20 protein-coding genes are annotated in these 17,708 nt (G+C 38.6%); 14 read left to right on the forward strand and 6 right to left on the reverse strand.

Translation table 11 applies throughout. The annotated features are described in order from the left end of the window. The first annotated feature begins 130 nt into the window (after nucleotides 1-130). The 5 genes from ACTQX6_RS10370 to ACTQX6_RS10390 all read left to right on the forward strand — a co-directional run bounded on the left by ACTQX6_RS10370 (nucleotide 131) and on the right by ACTQX6_RS10390 (nucleotide 5,425). Nucleotides 131-583, forward strand: a complete 453-nt coding sequence (locus ACTQX6_RS10370; RefSeq protein WP_441657719.1) for a hypothetical protein — start codon at nucleotides 131-133, stop codon at nucleotides 581-583. A gap of 239 nt (nucleotides 584-822) precedes the next feature. Continuing rightward, the gene (locus ACTQX6_RS10375; RefSeq protein ID WP_272002849.1) at nucleotides 823-2,160 is read left to right on the forward strand and encodes an ATP-binding protein; all 1,338 of its coding nucleotides are present in this window, start codon (nucleotides 823-825) and stop codon (nucleotides 2,158-2,160) included. A 221-nt stretch (nucleotides 2,161-2,381) separates the two neighbouring features. Then, nucleotides 2,382-2,618 carry a hypothetical protein gene (locus ACTQX6_RS10380; RefSeq protein ID WP_229035677.1) on the forward strand — a complete coding sequence of 79 codons (237 nt, stop codon included), beginning with the start codon at nucleotides 2,382-2,384 and terminating at the stop codon, nucleotides 2,616-2,618. A 97-nt stretch (nucleotides 2,619-2,715) separates the two neighbouring features. Then, a complete protein-coding gene (locus tag ACTQX6_RS10385) occupies nucleotides 2,716-5,049 on the forward strand; it encodes an HAD-IC family P-type ATPase (protein WP_294688077.1) in 2,334 nt (777 codons plus the stop codon). A 52-nt stretch (nucleotides 5,050-5,101) separates the two neighbouring features. Beyond that, a complete protein-coding gene (locus ACTQX6_RS10390; RefSeq protein ID WP_195222648.1) occupies nucleotides 5,102-5,425 on the forward strand; it encodes a hypothetical protein in 324 nt (107 codons plus the stop codon). Nucleotides 5,426-5,666: 241 nt separating this feature from the next. Here ACTQX6_RS10390 and ACTQX6_RS10395 read toward each other — a convergent pair whose 3' ends face one another. Genes ACTQX6_RS10395 through ACTQX6_RS10405 form a run of 3 tightly spaced genes read right to left on the reverse strand, consistent with a single transcriptional unit; the run spans nucleotide 5,667 to nucleotide 7,554 of the window. Then, nucleotides 5,667-6,203 carry a flavin reductase family protein gene (locus tag ACTQX6_RS10395; protein WP_294688073.1) on the reverse strand — a complete coding sequence of 179 codons (537 nt, stop codon included), beginning with the start codon at nucleotides 6,201-6,203 and terminating at the stop codon, nucleotides 5,667-5,669. A 1-nt stretch (nucleotide 6,204) separates the two neighbouring features. After that, nucleotides 6,205-6,693 (reverse strand): peptidylprolyl isomerase, encoded by a 489-nt coding sequence (locus tag ACTQX6_RS10400; protein WP_022790520.1) that lies wholly within the window; start codon nucleotides 6,691-6,693, stop codon nucleotides 6,205-6,207. A 3-nt stretch (nucleotides 6,694-6,696) separates the two neighbouring features. Beyond that, nucleotides 6,697-7,554, reverse strand: coding sequence for a DegV family protein (locus ACTQX6_RS10405; RefSeq protein WP_168965243.1), 858 nt, complete (start codon nucleotides 7,552-7,554; stop codon nucleotides 6,697-6,699). Between the two features lie 79 nt (nucleotides 7,555-7,633). Between ACTQX6_RS10405 and ACTQX6_RS10410 the strand changes: the two genes are divergently transcribed. Genes ACTQX6_RS10410 through ACTQX6_RS10425 form a run of 4 tightly spaced genes read left to right on the forward strand, consistent with a single transcriptional unit; the run spans nucleotide 7,634 to nucleotide 12,017 of the window. Further along, entirely contained in the window at nucleotides 7,634-8,383 is a 750-nt protein-coding gene (locus ACTQX6_RS10410; RefSeq protein ID WP_195222645.1) for an LD-carboxypeptidase, read from the forward strand. Nucleotides 8,384-8,398: 15 nt separating this feature from the next. Next, on the forward strand, nucleotides 8,399-9,220 hold the full coding sequence (locus ACTQX6_RS10415; RefSeq protein WP_195222644.1) for a hypothetical protein: 822 nt from the start codon (nucleotides 8,399-8,401) through the stop codon (nucleotides 9,218-9,220). Next, the gene (gene recG / locus ACTQX6_RS10420) at nucleotides 9,180-11,159 is read left to right on the forward strand and encodes an ATP-dependent DNA helicase RecG (RefSeq protein WP_294688069.1); all 1,980 of its coding nucleotides are present in this window, start codon (nucleotides 9,180-9,182) and stop codon (nucleotides 11,157-11,159) included. The genes ACTQX6_RS10415 and recG overlap by 41 nt, the downstream gene beginning before the upstream one ends. A gap of 9 nt (nucleotides 11,160-11,168) precedes the next feature. Next, entirely contained in the window at nucleotides 11,169-12,017 is an 849-nt protein-coding gene (locus ACTQX6_RS10425; protein WP_294688066.1) for a hypothetical protein, read from the forward strand. Between the two features lie 14 nt (nucleotides 12,018-12,031). Here the strand turns inward: ACTQX6_RS10425 and ACTQX6_RS10430 are convergent, their stop codons facing one another. Beyond that, a complete protein-coding gene (locus ACTQX6_RS10430; protein ID WP_117446018.1) occupies nucleotides 12,032-12,805 on the reverse strand; it encodes a type III pantothenate kinase in 774 nt (257 codons plus the stop codon). Continuing rightward, nucleotides 12,799-14,001 carry a bifunctional phosphopantothenoylcysteine decarboxylase/phosphopantothenate--cysteine ligase CoaBC gene (gene coaBC, locus ACTQX6_RS10435; RefSeq protein WP_117446017.1) on the reverse strand — a complete coding sequence of 401 codons (1,203 nt, stop codon included), beginning with the start codon at nucleotides 13,999-14,001 and terminating at the stop codon, nucleotides 12,799-12,801. Before coaBC ends, ACTQX6_RS10430 begins: the two co-directional genes overlap by 7 nt. Nucleotides 14,002-14,192: 191 nt before the next feature. On the opposite strand from coaBC, the gene ACTQX6_RS10440 reads away from it, so the two are divergent. From ACTQX6_RS10440 to rbr, 4 genes are read left to right on the forward strand one after another with little or no spacing between them, the layout of a single operon-like run. Then, nucleotides 14,193-15,332, forward strand: coding sequence for a glycerate kinase family protein (locus ACTQX6_RS10440; protein ID WP_294688058.1), 1,140 nt, complete (start codon nucleotides 14,193-14,195; stop codon nucleotides 15,330-15,332). Between the two features lie 18 nt (nucleotides 15,333-15,350). Further along, nucleotides 15,351-15,863 (forward strand): hypothetical protein, encoded by a 513-nt coding sequence (locus ACTQX6_RS10445; RefSeq protein WP_294688055.1) that lies wholly within the window; start codon nucleotides 15,351-15,353, stop codon nucleotides 15,861-15,863. A gap of 30 nt (nucleotides 15,864-15,893) precedes the next feature. Then, on the forward strand, nucleotides 15,894-16,283 hold the full coding sequence (locus ACTQX6_RS10450; RefSeq protein ID WP_022790507.1) for a hypothetical protein: 390 nt from the start codon (nucleotides 15,894-15,896) through the stop codon (nucleotides 16,281-16,283). A 51-nt stretch (nucleotides 16,284-16,334) separates the two neighbouring features. After that, nucleotides 16,335-16,880, forward strand: a complete 546-nt coding sequence (rbr, locus tag ACTQX6_RS10455) for a rubrerythrin (protein ID WP_022790506.1) — start codon at nucleotides 16,335-16,337, stop codon at nucleotides 16,878-16,880. Between the two features lie 32 nt (nucleotides 16,881-16,912). On the opposite strand, the gene ACTQX6_RS10460 is transcribed toward rbr, so the two are convergent. Continuing rightward, the gene (locus ACTQX6_RS10460; RefSeq protein WP_117446014.1) at nucleotides 16,913-17,236 is read right to left on the reverse strand and encodes a winged helix-turn-helix transcriptional regulator; all 324 of its coding nucleotides are present in this window, start codon (nucleotides 17,234-17,236) and stop codon (nucleotides 16,913-16,915) included. A 113-nt stretch (nucleotides 17,237-17,349) separates the two neighbouring features. Here ACTQX6_RS10460 and ACTQX6_RS10465 point away from each other — a divergent pair, with 113 nt between their 5' ends. Further along, on the forward strand, nucleotides 17,350-17,697 hold the full coding sequence (locus ACTQX6_RS10465; RefSeq protein WP_271997887.1) for a cupin domain-containing protein: 348 nt from the start codon (nucleotides 17,350-17,352) through the stop codon (nucleotides 17,695-17,697). The last annotated feature ends 11 nt before the right edge of the window (nucleotides 17,698-17,708 follow it).

Below are 17,708 nucleotides of genomic sequence, written 5' to 3' on the forward strand. Positions count from 1 at the left end.
TAGAATATCAAAATATAAGGAATCACTTAAAAACAAAGCCCAATCAGCATAATACCAATTGGGCAAGAATTTTTACTTATTTAATGTGTCCACTTGACAGGGACCAGATCAGAGTATGGAGTATTCAGCTTTGATTTTTGATGATTGTATGGATGAAACGGATTCTTATGAGAATTTGGAAGCATCGGTGCAGGTGTTTCAGAAGGATGATCGCTGCCGACAAATTGTAGTCAGCTGCAGTACAGAATGGCTTTTAAAGTTGGCCCAAAGACCATCACCGAAGATGATGATGGTACAAATGGCAGATACTCCATATGTGGCATTGTTGAATGGGTTAAAAGCAGTGTCACAGGAAAATGTTGTGGTTGTGGGCCTTAGTCATATTGTGAATAGAGAAAAGTTGGACACAATGTTATGTGAATTAGAGCAGTATCCTGCGATTTACTATAACGAGGATCTTCAGGCGTTTGATACTCGACTTCTGATGTTTTCTTTGCAGTTGGCTATCGAAACAAATGTACAAATTGATTCGTATGCCATGGCGGTTGAGAAACTCTCCAATACACCATTACAGAAGATATAAGTCATACTTGAAATCGTATGGCTTTTTTTGTGCAGTTGAACATTGAATATGAAATCTTTTCAATCTTGAAATCTTTTAGAGAAGTTTTATTTCAGCTAAAAAGTTTTTTCATTCTGCATGAAGCAATTCAATCGGTTTTCAAAAATGTGTAAAATCAAGGACTAAAATCATCTAAAAATGTGGACATCATCTTTGAAAACATATCTAAAAATGTGTTTAATATACATAAGGTGGTCAATATGTTAAAAAGAAAAGTGGATCTGGTTTTAGAGAATTGGAAAAATAACGACGATAGATATCCTTTGATTATTAAGGGGGCAAGACAAATAGGTAAGACAACTTCAATCAGACAATTCGCAAAAAAGAACTATAAGAGTCTGGTTGAACTGAATTTTATTCGTAATCCGGAATATATACAGGCTTTTGAAAATACTAGTAATCCAAAAGATATAATCATGGCTTTGTCTTTGGTGAATCCAAATTTTAATTTTATTCCTGGAAAAACTTTATTATTCATTGACGAAATCCAAAAATATCCGAATGCGGCTACATCATTAAAGTTTTTTTATGAACAACATGAATACGATGTAATATGTAGTGGATCGCTATTAGGCGCTAGATATAAGAAAGTAAGTAGTATATCTGTAGGTTATAAAACAGACTATACGATGTATTCATTAGATTTTGAAGAGTTTTTATGGGCTAAAGGATATACAGAAGATCAGATTGAGTATATCTATAAATTTATGAAAGAATTAAAACCACTTCCCGAATTCTTATTCAATACATTAAATGGTTTGTTTAAACAATATATTTATTGTGGTGGGATGCCTGCAATTGTAGATCGATTCATTACTCAAGAGAATTTCAGTGGGATTTTCGAGATGCAGGAACAGATTCATTTAAATTATGAAGAAGATATTACAAATTATGTTGAAGGTTTAAACACTGCTCGAGTTTTAAATGTATATAGACATATCACATCTCAACTGGCGAAAGAGAACCACAAATACCAAATTACTAAATTGGGACATGGTGCCAGATTCAGAGATTACAGAGGATGTGAAGAATGGCTTAAAGATGCGGGTATAGTAAATTTAGCGTATAACGTTATGGATTTGACATTACCTTTGAAAGGCAATGAAATAGATAATAATTTAAGGATGTATTATGGAGATACCTCATTTTTGGTGGCTTCCATTGACGATGAATCAAAAAAGGATTTTGTACAGAATGCAAATTTTGATATTTATAGTGGGGCATTATTTGAAAATTTAGTAGCGGAATCCCTAGTTAAACAAGGGTATAAGGATTTGTTTTTCTATAAGAATGAAGATTCTACGATCGAATTAGATTTTTTGATTCGAGTAAAAAATGAAATAGTCCCAATCGAAGTAAAGGCAAAAAGAGGAAAAGCCGTTTCATTGAATAAAATTCTAGAAAATAAAATATTAAATTTTGGCATTAAACTTTCAATGAATAATATAGGATTTGAAAAGAATATTTTTACATTCCCTTATTTTCTTACCTTTCTTTTAAAGAGGTTTTTTAAAGAAAATGAAATTATTCAATGGTAAAGTGTATCATAAGAAATTTTATATGTGATTATTAATGCCTTATTTTTAACTTTCCATTGGAACAAATAACATATGCCATGACTATAGAGAAATGGTCAAGACATTGTTAAAAAAGATGTGGCTTGAAAGAAATTGGGTCGATAGACTAAAGAAAGAAACCCAAAAGTGGCTCATAAAAGTGTAACATTTCATAAAAACTCGCTCATTTTTTTGTAAATACATTGAGAAGCTCATTATTTTTTGTACGCACCATTGATCATTTAATACCGGTTGAAGTAAAAGCCAAGAAAGGAACATCAAAATCATTACAGACTTTGATTCAAATTGAACAATATCCTGATATTCAAAAAGGAATAAAAATCACGTCACAGAACATCGGATTTGAAAATAATATTTTGACCATACCTTATTTTTGTTCATTTTTATTGAAACGATATTTGAAGACCAGAACCTTTTAAAAAGACAGAACGTCATCATTAATAAAAGTTAAACATCACAGGAAAATGTTAATAATTCTTTAGGATTTGAATCTGTATTTTTTGTTATACTAGAAATATGGACATAAAAGATATTAAAGTAACCGATATGGATAAAGGACTGAGTGCCAGTCAAGTCTTAAATGCGAAATCGAATAAAATAGAAGATCAAAGCTCAAAATCATACAAAAAGATTTTACAGGCAAATATTTTTTCTTTGTTTAATGCGATCAATGTTTTCTTAGCCTTTTTAGTTATTTTGACAGGTTCTTATCGCAATATGCTTTTTATGGGCGTTGTGATTGGAAATGCTCTGATTGGAATCGTTCAAGAGGTGCGATCAAAGAAAAAGCTGGATGCGTTGGCATTGTTGAATCAACAAAAAGCACATGTTTTACGAGATGGAAAGATCGATAAAATCCCAGTGGATGAAATTGTGGAAAATGATTTGATCTTACTGCAGGCAGGTGATCAGATTTGTGTAGATGGATTCCTTGTTTCTGGTGAAGTAGAATGCAATGAATCACTATTGACAGGAGAAAGTGATGCGATCCATAAGAATCAAGGAGATACCTTATATTCAGGAAGCTATGTGGAGGCAGGCCATGCCAAGATGCAGGCTGTACATGTCGGGGAGGATACATATGTCCACTCTATTTTGAAACATGCGAAAAGAGAGAAGAAATACCCTTCACAGCTTCGTGATTCAATCAATTCGATCATTCGTTTTTGTACGATCATATTGTTTCCGGCAGGTATTTTGTTGTTTTTGAAGTCTTTTTTTATTTCGCAATATAGTTTGAACGCATCGATCTTAAGCACGGTTGCAGCTGTTGTAGGCATGATTCCGGAAGGGCTTGTCATATTGACAAGTATTGCGCTTGCGATTGGTGCTTTGCGCCTGGCGAATCAGAAAGTGCTGGTACAGGAGCTTTACTGTATTGAAACATTGGCAAGAGTGGACACACTATGTCTTGATAAAACCGGAACGATAACAGAAGGCAGTATGAAAGTGACCGGAATCGAATCGTTATCAGACTATTCGCAAAATGAAATTCGTACGATCCTTTCCAGAATGTTTGGTGCTCTACAGGATGAGAATGCTACAGCGTTAGCTATTCGTGAGTATTGCCCGGTTGAAGTGGTTCCGGTTAAACAGATCATACCTTTTTCCAGTTCTCGTAAGGCAAGTGCTGTATTGTTTGAAGAAGAAGGCTATATCATAGGTGCTTATCCTTTTATCGTGAAACAGCCGGATGCATCGATTGTGGAAAAAATTGAACAATACGCCAAACAAGGCATTCGTGTTTTAACGTTATGCAAGGCTAAAGAAAGTGTACAACATTCTTTATTGGGGGATCATGAACCAATCGGTTTGATTTTGATCCAGGATGTTTTGCGAAAAGATATCCAAACGATCCTTTCTTATTTTTACAAGCAGGGGGTCGATATTAAGATCATTTCCGGAGATGATGCCAATACCGTGCAGGCGATTGCACAAAAAGCAGGGGTGCAAAGCTTGGCGGTTGATATGAATACTGTACAGGATATTGATTTGGCATTAAGAGAACATTCTGTATTTGGTCGTGTTACACCGGAACAGAAACGAGATATGATTCTGGCATTAAAGAAACAAGGGCACACGGTAGCAATGACCGGCGATGGTGTCAATGATGTTATGGCTCTAAAAGAAGCAGACTGCTCCATTGCGATGGGGTCTGGTTCCGAAGCTACCAAAAACATCGCATCTTTAGTATTGTTGGAGGATCAGTTTGCGGCCTTGCCTTCCATTTTGAATCAGGGACGTTGCGTTATCAATAATATTCAAAGAACGGCTTCTTTGTTTTTAGTTAAGACATTGCTTTCCTTAGGATGTTCGTTGTTGACATTATTTTTATTGGAAAGCTATCCGTTTTTACCGATTCAATTGACGCTGATATCTTCATTGGCAACAGGACTTCCAAGCTTTGTACTGACACTGGAACCGAATACAACACGCGTACAGGGGCACTTTTTAAGAACTGTTTTCTCCAAGGCTTTACCGGGTGCATTCTGTATTTTGCTGGCTGTTATTGGTGTCTATTGTTTTGATGTTTTAGGGCATCAAAATTTAACTTATACACAATTCTCTACGATGTGTACTTTACTTGCCGGATGTAATGCGCTATGTGTGTTAATTTCCGTGTGTAAGCCGATGACAAAATTAAGAATGCTTTTAGTGATTCTAATGTGCTCGGCCTTTATCGTTTGTTGCATTGTACCATCTTTGCAGGCCTGGTTTTGTATTGAATTAGGGGAGTTGACATGGATACAAAAGCTTTATGTGCTTATCAATATACCGATAATTTTCGCAGTCGTTTCGGGTTTAAACCAGTTCGTAGATAAAAAATTAAAAAAATCGAAAAAAAATTAATAAAGTTTCCCATTTTTTACGTATATATATAACAGAAAGGATGGGAAAATTTATGATAGAGACAAAAAAGATCAAATCCACAAAAAAGTTGGAAGACGTTATTTCTACCGTTACGAACCTGGCAGCTGACATGGAAGTTGATGTAGATATGGTCCTTGCCTTATTTCGTATGGGGAATCAACGTATCATGCCGATCTTGCGTAATGATCTGAAACAAAGAGATATTGTTGCTTTGTTGTCGGCAATCATTGCACAGGAACAGCGAGATGAATTGGCTCCGATCAATTGGAACATGGTTCTTGAAGAAATGTGGTCTCAAATGACAGATGATCAAAAAGATCGTATGTTAGGAAAATCAAATCTAGGTTTGAACTAGGGGCATTGCACAGGAAATGCCTTTTCTGCATTATGTTTGCTTGAATAAGGTGTTGGGGATAGTAGAGAAGGAAGTTACTAAGTAAAACCACGGACTAAACGAATGCAAAGGTCGTGCTAATAATAAGTTCAAACGATATGGGAAAGAGTTAAGGGATATTAGGATAAACAAGGATATCTTTGAAAAATAGAATTTGAAAGCCTGCAAACAAAAACAGCTGTCAAAATGAACAGCTGCTGTATCAATCTAAAATATATGCTTTTTTAATGTGAGCGATATACATGACATGGATATCCTGATTGCTTCCGGGAACCGAAGAATCTACATCTTGTGGATAATAGCGCTTTTGTTGCTCTGCCGGTATTTTGTGGAGCTCCTGATTTTGGCTATACAAGACTTCACATTCTAAAGTCAGCGGCATTTCTTTGATAGCTGGTACATTAACCGTTTCACCGGGAACCAAGGTTAGATCCATTTCTTTGATCTTATCGTGATCTTTTCCACTGCGAGTACCGCAATAACCGATGATGTTTTTGACATCTTGACCGACAGGAACATTAATAGTAAATTCTTTGGATTGATCTAACATTTCTTTGGTGTATCGACTTGTACGCACAAAGGCTATAAAGATGGGTAATCCCCACTCGATGCCGATCGTACCCCAGCCAATCGTCATTGTATTGACCTTTTCTTTATATTTCGTGGTTAAAAGAATGCCTTGATCTAACTTGGACAGGACTTTTTGCGATTCCTTTAAGATATCAATTTCCTTTTTCATGTTATTCCTCAATGAGTACGATAGACTGCATTTTTTGTTCAGTTAAAGGACGATCCTGGAAATTGGTTGGTGTATTGGCAATTTCATCAACCACGTCCATGCCATCTAAAACTTTTCCAAAGGCGGCATATTGTCCATCTAGATGTGGAGCATCCTGATGCATGATGAAAAACTGCGAGCTGGCGGAATTTGGGTCCATAGCCCTGGCCATAGAAAGAACACCACGTTCATGTTTTAAAGGATTGACGAATCCGTTAGATTGGAACTCCCCGGGAATGTTCTTTTTAGAACCGCCCATGCCAGTTCCTAATGGATCGCCACCTTGAATCATAAATCCGGGAATTACACGATGGAAAATCAAACCATCATAAAAGTGATCTTTGACTAGGTTCACAAAGTTTTCTACGGTCTTTGGGGCAATTTCCGGATAAAGCTCAGCTTTGATTTCTTTTCCGTTTTCCATTGTTATGCAAATAGTTACTGTTTTCATAAACTATACCTCCTCTATAAACTGCAAACATGTACATTTCATACCAGTGTGTACGGCAATGACACTACTGATGACTTCAAATTGAATGTTTTCTTCCGGCATACCGGCTTCTAACAGTGTCTTTTTCATCAAATCAACGCCTTCCTGGTATTCCGTATGAATCAAAAAAGCTTTTGTATGTTGAATATCTTTCATTTGTTGAATTGCTTGTTCAAGTGCAAACTGATAAGCTTTGGATTCGGTGCGTACTTTTGAAAAGACATCGATTTTTCCGTTTGTCTGTTGATTGATCTGTAAGATCGGGAAGATTTTTAACAGAGAAGCCAGTTTGGCAGCCATTGGGGTCAATCGACCGCCCCGTTTTAAGTGTTCTAAATCTTTTACCAGGATGATCGAATTCGCATTCTGTATTTTTGGCTGCAGACATTCCAAGATTTCTTTGGATGATTTGTGTGCATCTACTAATTTTTTAGCTTGGATGGCCACATATTTTTGTATCTGACAAGTGCTGAAACAATCTAATAATACAAAAGAAATGCCAATTTCCTGTGCTACACTCTGCATAGTAGCTGCTGTGGTGGAAAGACCGGATGTTAATGGAACCCCCAAAATCGTATCATATCCATCAGCCTGAAGCTTTTTAAATAAAGTTTCAATGCGTGAATAAACAGGCATGCTGGTTTTAGGAAGCTCCTTGTTCTTTAATCTTTGATAAATTTGTTCGGTCGTTATTTCTTCTAAATCTTGATAAGCGGTTTGCCCGAAGGTAATCTGCAAAGGAAGTACATGAATTCCCAGACGTTTGCCTTCTTCAAAGGACATATTGGAACCGGTATCTGTCACAACTGCGATTTTTTCCATGTTCATACCCTTTCTTTGTTTTCTGTCTTTAAGATGGTATCATTATACCATCTTAAAAAAGAGTGTAAAGGAGAGCACTATGCCTAGTAAGATTGGAATATGCCGTTTGTCAAATCCGGTTTATCCGGAATCGATTGAAAATGTATGTCAAGCTTTAAAAAAAGAAGGGCATTTGGTTAAGATTACGCCCTACCTGAGTGAAGATGTCGATGGAAAGACAAGAGCCATGCATTTAAATCAGTGGTTTCAGGAAGATTTTGATTTTATCTTTGATGTGAGTGGTGGTGATCTTGCCAATGAATGCCTTCCGTATGTTGATCTTTTGGCGTATCAAAAGAGTCCATGTATATTTTGCGGGTATAGTGATCTGACTTGTGTATTAAATGCTCTGGGGCTAAAAAAGAAGGTATTGTTGTTTCAGGTTCGTCATCATGAGCCCATACAGGAAGTATTGAATTTGGTGAATAAAGATTTTTCGATCGTATATACGAATCAAGCTTATATCGGTGGAAATATTCGCTGTTTTTTAAAGTTGGCCGGAACAGAATATTTCCCAAATCTGGAAGGACGTTCTCTTTTCTTAGAAAGCTATTCCGGCAATCGCTACCGGATTCGTTCGTATCTGGCACAGCTGGAAATGATGCATGTTTTTTCTTCCATCGATTCTCTTCTTTTAGGTCAGTTTACTGAACTGGATCAAAATCAGGATCGAGAATGGTTGATCGATTGGGGCAGGCAATTCAATATACCGGTTTCTCACACTTCCCTGATTGGTCATGCACCGACTTCAAAGGCTTTGTGGATCGGCCAGGATTCTGTTACACTGTAAAACGGAGGCAATAATATGAAGCAGACTTTTACAAAAAGAAAACCCAGCTTTTCCTTTAAGAATATAATGGCACCTATGGGGTGGGCTATCTTGTTGAGTTTTCTTTATAATTTATTTTATATTTACGGAACGATTTTTTTAGGCTCTTCTCTATTGTTGATCGTATATACGATTCTTTTGGGAATGGCATCCGCGGTTGGTTTATATTGGATTTGTACCAAGATCTGGAAAGTTAAATTTGAACGGACAAAAGAGGTTTTATTGCCGATATTGGTTGTGGAAGCCGTTTTATTGATCATAACATTAGGTGTTTTGTCGCCTTTACATAGTGTAGTCTATGCATTGGATCAATGGTATGTATCGATTCCTTATCAAGTATTATGCGCGCTGTTGATCGTACTGGCACAGCCTTTGCAGCTATGTATGTACAGTGCTTTGGCACAAAACATCACCGGTGCAAAAGAAATCAAAGATTATATCGAGGATAAGTTTCTACATTCCTTTAAATCCATTTGGAATCAATACTGTATGATCTTATTGTTGGTTTTATTTGTCGATACGCTGACAAGAGGTATTTTTTCCATTGGAGCAGGCTTTGATGGCTATGCGATTCTTTCGAGCATTCTCGTTTTTGGAAATCCGATGTTCTCCTGGATGTTTGCCTTTGTGATGTGGGCTTCGGCCGGCTTGAATACGACAATGTTGATGAATCTTTTCATTTTATTTTTGACCGGACTTTTTTATCTTGTAGTGGAATGTAATTTTTTATCAAAGGTGGGAGTGACATGGATCGATCATGGAACTAAAAAAACTAAAACTCACAAAAAGAAGAAGTGATTTTCTTCAAAAGATGAATGCGAAAACGGTGGAAGATGTACTGCGTATCTATCCTCTTCGTTATGATTCCAGACAGGCAGTGCCTTTTTCTTTGTGGAAAGTAAAGGATAATGTCTGTTTTGAAGGTTTGATTTGTTCAAAGGCAGTTGTGGTTCGCTTTGGCAAGAATCGTTCTATGACAAAGTTTAAAGTTATCAGCTGGAATGAAGAATTAACGATCACTTTATTTAATCGTCCATGGACGACACAGTTTACCTATGGAAAAAAGATCACTTGTTTTGGAACGTATCAAGGACAGAATAATGTCACAGTAGCCCAATATAATTTTAAACCGATCGAAAAGCAGTTAGGGATCATACCGGTGTATTCTTTAACCGAAGGAATGAAACAATCGGATATACAAGCCATTACTGATGCCGCTTTGCCTTATGCCGATACGATAGAATCTGTTGTACCGGAACGACTGGTTAAAAAATATCGCCTTTTGGATCTTTCAACCGTTCTTCATCAGATTCATAAACCACAGAGCCAAAAGGCTTTACAGGCTGCTATACGCACTTTGAAATATGAAGAGTTTTTGCTCTTTCAATGTGTTATGCAGGCTTTACATAAAGAAGAAGTACAAATCAGTAAGAAACCAAAGCGTTTTTCGATGAAGAAAGTGGAAGAATTTGTACAGAGCTTTCCCTATGTATGCACGCCAGATCAAAGAAAAGCTATCGATGATGTATTGGAAGATTTATCCAGTACCAAGATCATGTTTCGTATCATACAGGGCGATGTCGGCTGTGGAAAAACCATGGTGGCCAGCACGGCTTTCTATGCCGCTTATCTTTCAGGTTGTCAGTCTTGTTTTTTGGCGCCTACAGAGATTTTGGCACGACAGCACTATGAAAACCTAAAAAAACAAGGATTACCGGTGCATCTTTACGTAGCCGGTTTAAGTGCCAAGGAAAAAAAGACGATTTTGGAATCGCTGGCTGATGGAAGTATCTTATTGGTGGTAGGAACGCATGCCTTGTTTCAGGAAGCAGTCTCCTTTAAAAATCTGGGCTTTGTGATCGTGGATGAACAACAGCGCTTTGGCGTACGTCAGCGAAGATCTCTTTTGGAAAAGGGAAAAGCCGTCGATCTTTTGATGATGTCAGCAACCCCAATTCCAAGAACGGCCGCTCATTTCCTGTTTGGCGATTTGGATGTATCCAATATCAAGACCATGCCGCCGGGAAGAAAACCGGTAAAGACCCAGTATGTACCCGGTTCCAGCATGAAACCCATCTTAAAAGAGTTGTTGCAGGGAATCAAAGACGGATGGCAGGGATATGTGGTGTGTCCGTCTATTGAAGAAAATGAAGAAACTTCTTTGCGCAGTGTGCAATCCATTTATGAGGGTATGAAGAAGACATTAAAGGATGTATCGATTGCCTTGTTGCATGGAAAGATGAGCGCGGCTCAAAAAGAGGAAACTATGCAGCAGTTTGCCGAACACAAAATTGATATCCTTGTCAGCACTACGGTTATTGAAGTTGGAATAGATGTTCCCAATGCGACATGGATGGTGATTTATGATGCGCATCGTTTTGGTTTAAGTACGCTGCATCAGCTGCGAGGAAGAGTGGCGCGAGGTCCAAGGCAGGGGCATTGTTATTTGTTGAGTTCGACAAAGGAAGAAACAGCCATAGAGCGATTAAAAATGTTAGAGAAATACACAGATGGTTTTTCCATTACCGAATACGATTTAAAAACACGTGGTCCCGGTGATGTACTCGGCTTTCGTCAAAGTGGTGTTCCCGGTTTCTTGTTTGCCAATTTAAATACAGATCAGGCGATGATGGAATGCTGTGTGCAGGATGCCAAAGAAATTCTGGAGCTCCAAAGCGATACGGCGATGTTGGAATATGTGGAGCAGGCACTGGAAAACGCATCGTATTTCGATTAGAATATCCATATGGAACAAGAAAAAATCAAAGATAAAGTCATCTATTTTATATCGATCATCACGATGGGAACGATCCTCATCAGCATGGCTTATTTCTTTTTCTTACGAACGGTTGAAATTGACATCACCGAAAACATAGAAGTTTCCTATACCGGAGAAAATGGTATGGCAACCATTGACGTCAGTGCTCGAAAAGACGATTTGAATCAAAGAATGCAGGAATTTTTAGATACGGTGGATTTTGAAGTGAGTCCGAATCATGATCTTTCCAATGGCGAAGTGGTGACGATTACAGCGACCTATGATGAAAATTTGGCACAGCGATATCATTATCAGATCACAAACACGACAACAGAACTGACTGTAGAAGGATTGTTGGACCGGTATGCTTCTTTATCGCAGATCACTCCTTCCTATTTAGAGGATGTTTTAGAAGCCGGGCGATCCTATGTTCAAGATCATTCACAGGAAATTCTAGCGCTGAATGGTTCTACCGATAAGGATGAAAACTGGAAATTAGACAATCTGCAGGTGACTTATGCGGCTTTTTTGAAATCCTACTCCTCGGAAGCAACCGATCGTATCATCCAGATTTGCCGATTAGATTTTACATGGAAGGACCAGACAAGAACGCTGTATTATCTGGTTTGTGTGCCGGAAATCAATGATGGAAATGAAGTGCAGACACAAGACATTTTTGGGGAACGTGCTTATATGAGTGAGCAGGAAATACAAAATCAAAGTTTTAGTGAATATGTACAGCGTGTTTTTGGTAAGCAATATCAGATCGAACAGATCCTACAAACACAGCCGGCAGAAGATACAGAGACTTCACAGGAAGAAACAGAAAATGAATAAAACAAAACAAGGAGTTATTCGGACTCCTTGTTTTTATCGTAGATGATTTTTAGACCTTTGAAGATGAGATTGGGATCATAGACATCAATCAAAGGAATATGGGAACAAACAACACGGCCTAAACCACCGGTGGCGATGACTTTAAAATCCTTTCCGATTTCTTTGCGATATTGTTTGATGGTATATTCCACACCGCCTAAATATTGATAAAAGATACCGCCCTGCATCTCGGCTTTGGTGTTTTTGGCTAAGATCGTAGTAGGTCTTTTGATTTCAATTTCAGGAAGCTGGGCTGTTTGTGTCCATAAGGCATTAGCACCGGTTTCAATACCGACACTGATTGAACCAGCTTTAAAACAACCATTTTCATCGACATAGTCATAAGTGGTCGCGGTTCCAAAATCAATGACAAGAACAGGTCCGCCATATTCAAAGTAAGCTCCGGCGCAATCGGCAATTCGATCGGAACCTACACTTTTTGGATTTTCCAGTTGTACACTGATGCCGCTTTTAATGCCCGGACGTACGATCAAAGGTTCGATGCCTAAAAACTTTACGATTCCGTTTTGAAAGGAGTGCATGATCTTAGGAACTACACTGGATATAATCACGTCTTCAATGTCTTCTTTATAGACTTTGGAACTGTCTAAAAATGTTTTCAACATAAATCCATATTCATCACTGGTACGGCGAACTTTACTTGTTAAGCGATAATTTCCGATCAAAGTATCTTGATCAAATATACCGATGGTGATGTTTGTATTTCCAATATCAATGGCAACTAACATAAAGATTTCCCTTCTTCAATTTCTTTCATGGTACGCAAGATCAAAAAGCCTAATTCTTCTTTTGTGCATTTTGGCAAATGCTTCAAGGTGTTTTTTGAAACGAGCGTCACGACATTCGTATCGGTCTGAAAACCGGCACCTTCTACTTTTAGATTGTTGGCGATCAACAGATCACAGTTTTTGCGAATGCATTTCTCTTGTGCGTTTTTATCTAAATCTTTGGTTTCCATCGCAAATCCACAGACAATCTGATTTTCTTGTTTGTGCTGGCCGATCCATGCCAGTATATCTGGATTAGGCACCATTTCGATTTGCGTTTCTTCCTTTGTCTTTTTGATTTTATCGGATGCGACTTTGGCAGGACGATAATCCGCTACGGCTGCAGCCATGACGATATAGTCTGCTTTTTGTGCTTCTTCCTTCATCACTTCAAACATGTCCAGAGCAGTTGTCACAGAAATGGTATGAACACCATCGACCGGTGGTAAAGAAACCGGCCCGGATACTAAGGTGACATCCGCTCCTAATTCTTTGGCAGCCTTGGCAATCGCGTAGCCTTGCTTGCCGCTGGAATGATTGGATATAAATCGTACCGGATCGATAGCTTCCTGTGTGGGCCCGGCCGTGATCAGCACCTTTTTGTTTGATAAGGGCTTTTCTTGTTGAAAGGAGCGCACGATCATGTCGCGTACAGTATAGATATCGGCTAATTTTCCTTTTCCGGTATCATCACATGCCAGATGACCAACAACCGGCTCAATGATTTGGTAGCCTAATTCTCTGGCAAGCTTTAAATTGTTTTGTGTGACTGGATTTTCGTACATATGAACATTCATGGCCGGGGCGATCCATTTTGGACAGGTGCAGGCCAAAAATGTCGTTGTGACCAGATCATCACTAATACCGTGCACGACTTTAGCAAGCACGTTGGCCGTGCAGGGAATCAAAAGCACCAGATCGGCCCATTTCGCAAGACTGATATGGGCGATGGGGTCCGGATTGGATGGATCAAAGAGGTCAACTTCGCATGGATGAGAGGATAAGGTCGTAAATGTCAAAGGAGAAACGAACTCTGCCGCATGACTTGTCATCATGACGCGAACCTCCATATCTTGTTTTTTTAGCTGGCTGACCAGATCGCAGGCTTTATAAGCGGCTATACCTCCGGTTACACCGATCAATATATGTTTTTTCATAAAGAATTCCTTTCGATTTTCAATATTCAGATTATATCACGTTTTAAGGACATGAAAATCTCCTTTTTGTGTTTTTTTTCACAAAACGGGAAACAAGATGTTGTTTTCATAAAAATGTAAATTATGAAAATAAGAAACAAAAAGGATTTGTTTTTTCATACATTCGATGTAAAGTATGTTAGAATGAATATATGAAATTTGTAGTTGCATGTGATTCCTTTAAAGGCTGCATGTCTTCGGTACAAGTTTGCAGATGTATTCGTTCCGGAATTCAAAGCGCAAATGAAAGTCATACTGTGTATGAGTTTCCTATGTGCGATGGAGGAGAAGGAACCGCTGAGATTTTCCGTAATATTTACCATGGCGATACAAGCACAGCGCAAGTTTTGGATGCATATGGAAAGACGATTGAAGTCACTTATGGTATCGTACCTGAGCAAAATATGGCAATTATGGAGGTTGCCAGCTGCATTGGGTTAAATATGGTGGAAAGAGAAAAGCGAAATCCAATGATTGCCAATAGCCGAGGCGTAGGACTTTTATTAAAAGATGCGGTAGCCAAAGGATATAAGAAGATCTTATTGGGAATAGGTGGTACCAGTACAACCGATGGCGGCATGGGAATGTTGCAGGAGTTGGGACTGCATTTTTTTGATGCCTCACACCGACGGTTAAGAGCCGGTATTTATAGCTTGGGGCAGGTTGATTATATCGATAAGCGACACTTTGTGGATTGGAACGATGTCGAAATCCTAATTGCGGTCGATGTCAAAAATCATCTGTTGGGCAAACAAGGCTCTGCTTATACTTTTGGAAAACAGAAAGGCTTATATCCGACACAGTTGGAAGAGGTCGATCAAGCCATGCGACATTACCGCGATAAGATCTATGAGTTTTTTCATGTAGATATCAATCAGTATGAAGGCTCCGGATCTTCCGGTGGTATTGGAGCGGTTTTGACAGGACTTCTGCATGCCAAAATGGTTCCCGGCATTCAATTATGTATGCAGGAATATCATTTGGAAGATGTGATCGCCCAAAGTGATATCGTGATTACCGGTGAGGGGCAAAGTGATCATCAAACGCTTTATGGCAAAGTGCCATATGGTGTAGGTCAGCTGGCAAAAAGGCATGGAAAGCCGGTATTTTGTCTAAGCGGCGCACTTGGTATCGGATATATGGATTTGTATGATGCCGGCTTTGCCGGTGTATTCTCTAGTGCAGATCGAGCCATGGATTTTATGACGGCATTGAAGACAGGGCCGCAAAAACTGGAAAATTTAGCATATTCGATCACAAAAACGATCGATGCGATCGCAAAAATGAAATAAAAGGATAGGTGAAGCAATTTGAAGAAATTCCTTTCGTGTTTAAGTTTGTGTTGTCTGGTACTACTGAGTGGGTGCAGTTCACCGGAAGCTTTTCAGGAAGTGGAAATCGATGCCAAAGAACTGCAGGAAAAGCTGGATGACAAAGAAGATTTTGTGGTAATCGTAGAGCGGGAAGGCTGCAGCTATTGTGAGGCATTGGATGCTTATATTGAAGAAACTAAACAGGAACATGCAGGCCTGGTGCTCTATAAGCTGGACAGTACTGATTTTGATCTAAAACGGGAAAAGGAAGAAGATATGACTTTGGTTACGACCAACGAAGATGGACAGATTCTTTTGAAAATGGCACCTTACTTTTTATATACACCAAGTCTTTATATCGTAGAGGATGGTAAGGCAATACAGGCTGGAATCGGCTATAATGATCTGACACATGAAGTTTCGTTGTGGGATGTGGATTCGACCATTGATTTTGACAAGGCAGAGCCGCAAGATTTTTGGTCATTTGTCGAAAACGGTCAGGCAAAGTAACAAGGAATAGATAAGAAGGAGAGCTTTAAAATGGAACAACTTGAAAACAATGCATATTTTTGGCAGAAGATGGATACACTGCTTTTAAGCAGTACTTGTAAGATCGATCATCCACAGGGAAGCAGTCATCCGGTCTATGCCAATTTGATTTATCCGGTCGACTATGGTTATCTGCAGGATACAGTGGGAACGGATACACAACCAATCCATGTGTTCAAAGGCAAAAAATCGGCGCACAATGTAGGCGCTATTGTCATTAGTGCCGATATCTTGAAAAAAGACTGTGAAGTGAAGCTTTTAGTAGGATGTGATGAAGAAGAAAAAGTAAAAATTTTAGAGTTTTTAAATCAGACACAGTTTCAAAAAGCAATCTTGGTGCAGCGAGGGAATCAAACCCCAAATTGGGCGAATAATGATTGATTTGGTAGGCTTTCACTGATATACTTTGAATAGGTATAAGGAGGTTCTATTATGGAATTAAAAGGTTCAAAAACTGAACAAAATTTAATGGCGGCTTTTGCCGGAGAAAGTCAGGCAAGCATCAAATACCAATACTATGCTTCTCAGGCAAAAAAAGACGGGTATGTGAAAATTCAGAATATCTTTGAAGAAACTTCAAAAAATGAAAAAGAACATGCGAAGTTATGGTTTAAAGCGCTGCATGGTGGAAAAGTTCCTACAACTACAGTGAATTTGGAAGATGCAGCTGCCGGTGAAAACTATGAATGGACAGATATGTATAAAGAAATGGCTGCTACAGCAAGAGAAGAAGGATTCGATACGATTGCAGCACAGATGGAAGGCGTAGCAGCCATTGAAAAACATCATGAAGCACGTTATCGCGCAATGTTGAAGGAAGTAGAAGAAAATACTTTCTTTACAAGCCCAACAGAAACGGTATGGATCTGCTTGAACTGCGGTCATATCCATGTTGGAAAAGAAGCACCGGAAGTATGCCCTGTATGTGCACATCCTAGAGCTTACTTCCAGGTATTAAAAGAATACTATTTAGACTAAATCAAAAACGACTATCGCATGGATAGTCGTTTTTATATTTGGCTTTTATAATAATCGCCAAAAGCAGCCATTTGATCCAATAGAACCTGTAAATGCAAGCCTAGATCTGTAATGCCATATTCAACCTTTGGCGGGTTACATTGATAGTCTTTTCGATAGATAATGCCATCACTTTGAAGTTCTCTTAAACTGGTTGTCAGTACCTTTTGAGAAATGCCATCTAAGGATCGCATCAACTCATTAAATCGCCAGGGGCGTTTGATCAGATTTCGTAAAATCAACAGCTTCCATTTACTTCCAATCAGAGATACGGTTGTCGCAACCGGACATTCCGGTAATTCTTTCTTCGTTTTCATGAGCGTATTGTAGCACATATTCAATATAAATTGCGCAGTTACTTTTAAGTGCGTACTAGTATTTGGATGCATTGCGATTTATAGTAACTGTGTAAAAAGAAGGAGGAAAAGTTATGGCGAATTATACAAAAGTATCGAAAGAACAAGGAGCACGCATAGAGCTTCATGAAAAGCTAGGACTGACCGGTGCTGAGATCAGTATCAATACTTTACCGGCAGGAGAACATGTCCCTTTTGTCCATGCACATAAGCAAAATGAGGAAATTTATTACATTGAAAAAGGAAATGGTAAAGTCATTGTTGATCAGGAAGAAATCGTATTGTCACAGGGAGACTGGATCAAAATTAAACCGGCAGGAAAAAGACAGTTTTTTGCGAATACGGATATGACTTATATTTGTATTCAGGTAAAAGAAAATTCACTGGAAAGCTTTACTGCAGAAGATGCGATCCTGGTATAAAGATGTTGATG

It is taken from the genome of Faecalicoccus sp. LCP19S3_E2, assembly GCF_052121255.1.
Classification (GTDB): domain Bacteria; phylum Bacillota_I; class Bacilli_A; order Erysipelotrichales; family Erysipelotrichaceae; genus Faecalicoccus.